This window comes from Rhodococcus sp. Chr-9 (genome assembly GCF_000801125.1).
In the GTDB taxonomy this organism is placed as follows: Bacteria; Actinomycetota; Actinomycetes; order Mycobacteriales; family Mycobacteriaceae; genus Rhodococcus; species Rhodococcus pyridinivorans.
Genome location: NZ_JTIZ01000058.1, coordinates 1 through 944, shown reverse-complemented (window position 1 = coordinate 944; position 944 = coordinate 1). Strand labels below are relative to the sequence as shown.

Annotated in this window: 1 protein-coding gene; it reads left to right on the top strand. The window is 65.9% G+C overall.

Annotated elements, in window-relative coordinates; translation table 11 throughout:
- The first annotated feature begins 130 nt into the window (after positions 1-130).
- Positions 131-934: an IS5 family transposase gene (locus tag QR64_RS06830; RefSeq protein ID WP_039584643.1), complete on the top strand. Its 804-nt coding sequence runs from the start codon at positions 131-133 to the stop codon at positions 932-934.
- The last annotated feature ends 10 nt before the right edge of the window (positions 935-944 follow it).

The window sequence follows — 944 nt, the reverse complement described above, 5'->3', positions numbered from 1 at the left end:
TGAGGTTTTCTCACCAGAGAGTCACCGACGACAGCAAAGACATCCGAACGGTGTGGCGTGAAAAGAGGACGTGGGGTCCTGCCTGGTAGGGATTGTTTCGAGCAAGAAGCAACCCGGAGCAGGACCCCACGTGATTACCTATCGTGCCACGCTCGACGTGCCCGAGCACACCCTGGCCTTCGTCGCCCGTATCCTCACGGCGCACCGCCGCAGGACCGATCGCCGGCCGTGGCAGCGGGCCGCGACCGTGTACGTCCAGGCTCTGATGGTGCTGCGGTGGTTCCGCGACGGCACCGCTGTCGCCACCCTGGCGCGCGATGCCCGCATCTCGCAGGCCACCGCCTACCGGTATCTCCACGAAGGTATCGACGTGATCGCTGCGCACGCCCCGGACCTGCACGAGGTGCTCGAACGTGGGATCGAGTCCGGCTGGGAGCATGTCTGTCTCGACGGCACCCTCATCGCCTCGACTCGCTGCCGGGAGCGTTCCGAGTCCGGGCACGACGTGTGGTACTCGGGTAAACATCGCCGCCATGGCGGCAACGTCCAGGTCCTGACCGATCCGACCGGCTATCCGGTGTGGGTGTCCGAGGTTGCCCCCGGTTCGGTGCACGACCTCACCGCTGCTCGTCGGGGCGGGATCCTCGGCGCCCTCTACCACGCTGCCGCCGGCGGGATGCCCACCCTCGCCGACAAGGGGTACACCGGTGCCGGGATCGGTGTCCACGTCCCGACGAAAGGCCGTGATCTCGATATCGGCACTCGTTGCCGCAACACGGTGTTGTCTGCGATGCGTGCTCCGGCCGAACGCGCGAATGCCCTGTTGAAGACCCGGTGGAAGGCGCTGCAGCGAATCAGTCTATGTCCGTGGAGGATCGGCTCGATCGCTGCTGCGGCTCTCGTTCTTCTTCACCTGCAAGCGCCGGCCTGGTGAGAAAACCTCA